This window comes from Sphingomonas sp. CCH10-B3, from assembly GCF_001556185.1.
Taxonomy (GTDB): Bacteria; Pseudomonadota; Alphaproteobacteria; order Sphingomonadales; family Sphingomonadaceae; genus Sphingomonas; species Sphingomonas aquatica.
Genome location: NZ_LSIJ01000081.1, coordinates 1 through 5,326, shown reverse-complemented (window position 1 = coordinate 5,326; position 5,326 = coordinate 1). Strand labels below are relative to the sequence as shown.

3 protein-coding genes are annotated in these 5,326 nt (G+C 61.7%); all 3 read right to left on the bottom strand.

What is annotated here, in order from left to right:
* Window positions 1-22: 22 nt before the first annotated feature.
* Window positions 23-3,046, bottom strand: a complete 3,024-nt coding sequence (gene mobF / locus AX672_RS13010; protein WP_066651983.1) for a MobF family relaxase — start codon at window positions 3,044-3,046, stop codon at window positions 23-25.
* 1 nt (window position 3,047) lies between these two features.
* Complete coding sequence (locus tag AX672_RS18660) at window positions 3,048-3,332, bottom strand: helix-turn-helix domain-containing protein (RefSeq protein ID WP_052241798.1); 285 nt, start codon at window positions 3,330-3,332, stop codon at window positions 3,048-3,050.
* The coding region (locus AX672_RS13000; RefSeq protein WP_168727479.1) for a type IV secretion system DNA-binding domain-containing protein at window positions 3,329-5,326 on the bottom strand (1,998 nt) is incomplete at its 5' end. The genes AX672_RS13000 and AX672_RS18660, both read right to left, overlap by 4 nt.

Below are 5,326 nucleotides of genomic sequence, written 5' to 3'. Positions count from 1 at the left end.
CAACCCTCCTTAAATCACAACCTCAAATCTGTGCCATTGGTGCTGACGGGGGACAGATCTGAGGTACTGACCGCAGGCTGTCCCTTGCCACATTGGGAAGCGGCGCGAGGCTGTCTCTACCGGCGCGCAGGTGTTCGGGGATCTTCGGGCTGAATTCAGCGGACGTACGCTTTCCCTTGCCCTCATCGACCTGCTTCTCGCCAAGGGTCTCTAGCGCGCTGGTCTTGTCGCCGGGGTTGCGCTCAATCTGACTGAGCAGACGGTCCTTGTCGTTGGTGACGATCGTGATGTCGTCACGCACGCGGGTCATCATCACAAGTGCAAGGCGCTGGTTGGAAAGGTTGCGAGCGGCCGAGTGCATCTCGCCGATCGCCATGTCACGGGTATCGCCCTGCGCCTGATGCATGTTCAGCGCATAGGCGAGACCCATGCGCTCGAGCATCCGGTCGTTCTGCTTGAGCTCGATGGTGTCACCTTGGCGGTTCTCGACCGTTACGACCCCGTCCTGGATCATCAGAATCCGGGCCTCTTCGGACTTCATCAGGCCGCGAGCGGTGTCCTTTTCGTTCCAGCGGACCTTGTCACCTTCGTAGATCGTCTCCCGGTGCTTCTCTGAAAGTCGCAGGGCATCGCGCTTGTCAGCCGGGTCGATGCTGGAAGGGTCGAAGCGCTTCAGCTTGCCCTGTGCATCGCGTAGCACCACCCTCCCCTGACCATCGGTGCCTTCAACGTCATAGCGCCCGCACGCCAGCCCCCCCGGAGCGTTGGCACGCATGACCTCGAGAACCTGGCCCTTGTCGTAAGTGTTGGCATAGCGCAGCTCTTCGCGTGTCGCGTGGGCCGGTAGCAGTGTCGTCAGCTGTATGCCCTCGCCCTTCAGCGCTCCTTCGGCTTTCAGCCCCTCCTGCACCATCCGGTTGAGCGCGCCGCGTGCATCGCGCCCAGCAGAGTATATCGCTGTGCGCGCCCGATCTTCCGGCGACAGCGCTAGCCAGGTTTGCGCCGTGACCCGAAGATGATCATGCCCCGCCTCGATCACGCGCTCCCCAAGCGAAGCAAAGCTCTCCCTGAACTGGCCAGCCCTCGCAAGGCCGGCGGCTTCCTGCATGTGGGGTGTCCGCTGGCGCAGGCTGGTGTCGAGCCGGGCCATGGCCGGATTGTCCGCCTGGATGAGCGCAAAGGCTTTGCCCGCCTCGATCGAGAGCAGCTGCGCCTTGTCGCCCACCATAATGACCTTCTCGGCGCCGAGCCGGTTGGCGATGGTGAGAAGGTCGTTCATCGGCTTGTTGGCAACGAGCGAGGCTTCATCAAGGATGAGAACCTTGCCTGCGACCGCGTTGCGCGAGGCCTCGAACTGCGGCCCTGACCCATGGAGCGCACCGCGCAAATGCTGGTTGATGAACGAGGAGACCGTCTGCGCTGCGATCCCCGCTTGCAGCACTTCGCCGCCGCGACCGCGAAGCTGGGTATCGTTCCGGAGGTCGCTTACCATCTTGTTGGCAAAGGCAAGGCCGATCACCTCCCTGCCCTCCTGATGGGAGACGCTGGCGATGGCGGAAATGAGTGTCGTCTTGCCGGCGCCCGCGACCCCTTGGATCACCACCGTGCGGTCGTCACTCCCGAGCGCCAAGGTGCCAGCGGCGATCTGCTCAACGTTGAGTGGTTTGTCGCCGGCAGCCTCTCGCAGGCGTGCCGGGGCCTCGCCCATCGCAATCATGGCTGGACTGGCCCCCTTCCCTCGCGCCACGTTGTCGAGTGTCGAGCGCTCGATCATTCGGTGTTCGGGCGTGGTATACCGATCAGGCACCCCATCGATCCGGGTGCTTTTGCCTGCGAGCACCTGGCCGCCCTCCAGCAGCCGCTGCATTCGGGCTTCGACACCTTCGGCGGTTACGCCCTTGAGGCCAAGGTCGAGCGCGCTTTTCACGAGCTCGGCTCGCGTCCACGAGGTTTCCCGCTCGCCAATCATGCGAATGGCCGAAGCGGTTGCCATCTCAGTGCGCAGCTGTCTTGGGGTCAGCAGGGTCCGCGCCAGGCCATTAGTCGTGAGTTCGTCAGCCGGACGCGTATAGATTCGGGCATTCGCGCGAATGTCGTTGATCGCCTCGCGCACGCGCTCGGCGGTGCCAAGCTTGGCTTCGGCCGACAGCTGCGAGCGCGACATAGCCTGTTCGGCAAGGGCCTTGGCGTCGAAACCAAGACCTTCCGCGCGCCGCGCCCATTCTGCCTTGAGCGCCTGCTTGTCGTCGGGATTGAGCTTGGGATCGCGGGTCCGCTTGGTGATCTCGCGCATCGCTTCGGTTTCGGTCGGACTGCGACCCAACCTCTCCGCGGTTGCCAGAATGTCCTGACGCCTCTGGCTGAAGGCATCGATGACATCGCGCGGCACACCCTTGATCTCGAACTGGCCGTGCTTGCCGGTAATCTCTGTCTGGTATCCCAGCTTCTCGAGGTTGCTGCGCAGGGCCGCGTTATAGATTGAGCCTAGGACCGAATTGTTCTTCCAGATCTCGCCGTTCCAGAGCGCCTTCCACTTGCCCGCCTTGTCCTGCGTCATCGCGGCTATCACGGCATGGGTGTGGTTCTGCGGGTCGAGTTTGCGGCTCGTATCGTGCTGGAAGAGCGCGTAGACGAGGTTGCCGGTCCTGACCGGTTCGCCATTGCCATTCCGGGAATAGTCCCGCGCTTCTGCGAAGTGCTTTTCCAGATAGGCCATGACAGATTTGACCGCACTGGCTTGCGCCTCCAGAACGCGCTTGTCGCCCCCCAACTGGATCATCAGACTAGCCGACTTCGGCATCGAGAAAGTCAGGTCGATCCCGGCGCGGCGGTTGGCATTGGTATTGACGATGCTCCCGTCGGGAAGCTTGCCGTCGAGCAGCTTCTCGAAGTCGTCCTTCGAGACCTGCCCCTTGAGCCCGAGAGCCTCGGCACCCTTCCCGCCCCACTCGCTGAGCTCAGCCGGGCCATCGCCAACATAGTAGTCATCCTTGGCGAAATAGTTGGCTGCGCCTCCTGCCGATCCCACTGATGCGACCGAAAGCATGTCAGGCCCCTTCCCGAGGCGTTGACTGGAACATTGGACGAGCGGCATCGCCCAGCAGAAGCCAGGCTGGATCGACAGTGAATTTGATGCAGACAAGCGCGACGAGAGTGGCTGGCGGATCCCTGTGACCGCCTTCATAATTCTTGACCGTCTTCACCGCGATTCCAAGGTCCGAGGCGAACTCGCCCTGCGTCTTGGAAAGCGCCGCTCGCAGCGTCCGCAGCCGTAGGCCGAAGGCAACGCAGGATGCTGGTGCCGGCTTCCGGACAGTGATGTGAACCGTCATCGTTCCGGCTCCTGATCGTCATCAATCGAAGGCTCTGCGCGGCGCTTGTCCTCGGCCCCGAAGCCATGGATGTTTTCACGCTGGATCTCGCTCTCCTGGCCCGCATCCCGCGCATCCTTGTCGCGCAGCTGTTCAGTACGGTTCCGCGTGAGACCAGATCGCTCCTCGACATCCTTCAAAGCGAATTGCTGCCTCTCGCGTCTGTCCTTCTCGCCAGACTTGCTGAACTTGAAGGCGCTGTGGGGGTCGTGATCGCGCGTCGGTGGCCCAGCGCTCTCTTCCTCCTTGCGCTGTTCGCGCAGAATTCGCTCAGCCTCTTCGACGGTTCGTTCGACCGATCGCTCGATCTCCTCGCGCAGCCTTTCCGCTTCCTGCTCGGCATCGGTGCGCTCCGCATCGACGGGCTTTTCAGACCGCTGCGGCTGCCTGTCCGGACCGCTCTCCTCACCTGCCCTCATCAACATCTCTGCGGCTTCCTCGGGCGTTGGAACATAGTCTGCCGCGCGCATATCCGTGACACGAACGAAACCGGGCGCGCGCGCCTTGTAATCTTTCCAACTGAGCTCGATCCGGGCTGCCGGAAATCCGTCCGGGAACTTCACAAAGCCGTGCATCGACGGAAGGTTGGAAATGTCGTCCGGGAAGACGAGTTCGGCCACCTGGGTGCGCGGTGTGATCGTCGAAGCATCCCGGTTGCTGTTGTAGCCATAGGAATAGGCCTCATCCATCTGCCTGACCTCGCGCCGGCCAATGAACTCCGAGCAGCGCTGGGCAGTGGCCGGATCGGCCAGTTTAAGGATCAGTTTGGTGCCAGCGAGAGACGTGAGATGCGTCGCGCCATTCTCCCCGTAAGTGTCCTGCAAGGCACCGAAGGAATGCATTCCCAGAATGAAGGCACCGCCGACCCCTCGGGCGGTCTGAAGGCCGTTCTCGATGGCGGGCAGACGATGGAGCGCATGGACTTCGTCAATGAGAAACCAGGTGCGCAGATTGCGGGTCCGGCCCATGCGAAACAGAGCGTTGACGGCAATGTCCATCCACAAGGTCAGCAGCGGCCGATTAAGCACAAGGTCTGGGTGGGTCGACGTGATGAAAAGGATCGATCCTTCCTTCACATCCTCGGTCATCCACTTGTTGATCGAGAAGCCGGGCTGACCGTTGGCCGGCTCAGGCAAGAAGCGGAATACGTTGGCGTTCGCATTGAAGGTTGCCCGGATCGCTTCGGCCATTTTTGCAGCTGACGGCGACATCAACGGAGCTGCGATAGTTCCTTCGAGATAGCGGCTGATTGTTTTGAGGTCGGCGTGCATCAGGAAGTAGGCAAGCCCGCCGTTCGAGCGGATGCCGAGCTTGATCATCTTCATGCACATTTCGACAAAGATTGTGCGGGCCGACTTCTGCCAGAAATCATCGTCCGCATTGCGGCCGCTCGGGACCAGCGCGCTGGCGGCACTCATGAACTCGGCATAGTTGTCGCAATCGTTGAAGATCGACCAGGGTTGGCAACGCTGATCCATCGGATTGAGAATGAAGTCGGTGGTCTCTTCGTAGAAGCTCTCGACGAAGGTCCCGGTGAGGTCGAAGATGACGCACCGATGGCCCCGCGCGCGCGCCTGTGTGACGATCTTCTTGAGCTCGGTTGTCTTGCCTGCTCCAGTGGTGCCGATGAACATCGCGTGGCTCTGCTCGAGGCGCCAAGGGAACGGGACACCAGCCAGCCTGTAGGGTTGGTGAAGTCCGCGGCGAGTGCGGCTCTTGAGGCTCTCCTTGAGAACCGCATCGGGATCCTCTGCCGGAACCCGGGCAAGGCATTCCTTCTGGTGCTCATTCCAGTTGTACTGCTTGATCGCGGCAATGAGCACATCACGCTCGACCTTGACCGCACCGCGCTCATGGCGCTCGGTGAGAATCTCTGACCCGCGGCGTCGCGAGTAGTCAAAGTGTCCCCCGTCAGCACCAATGGCACAGATTTGAGGTTGTGATTTAAGGAGGGT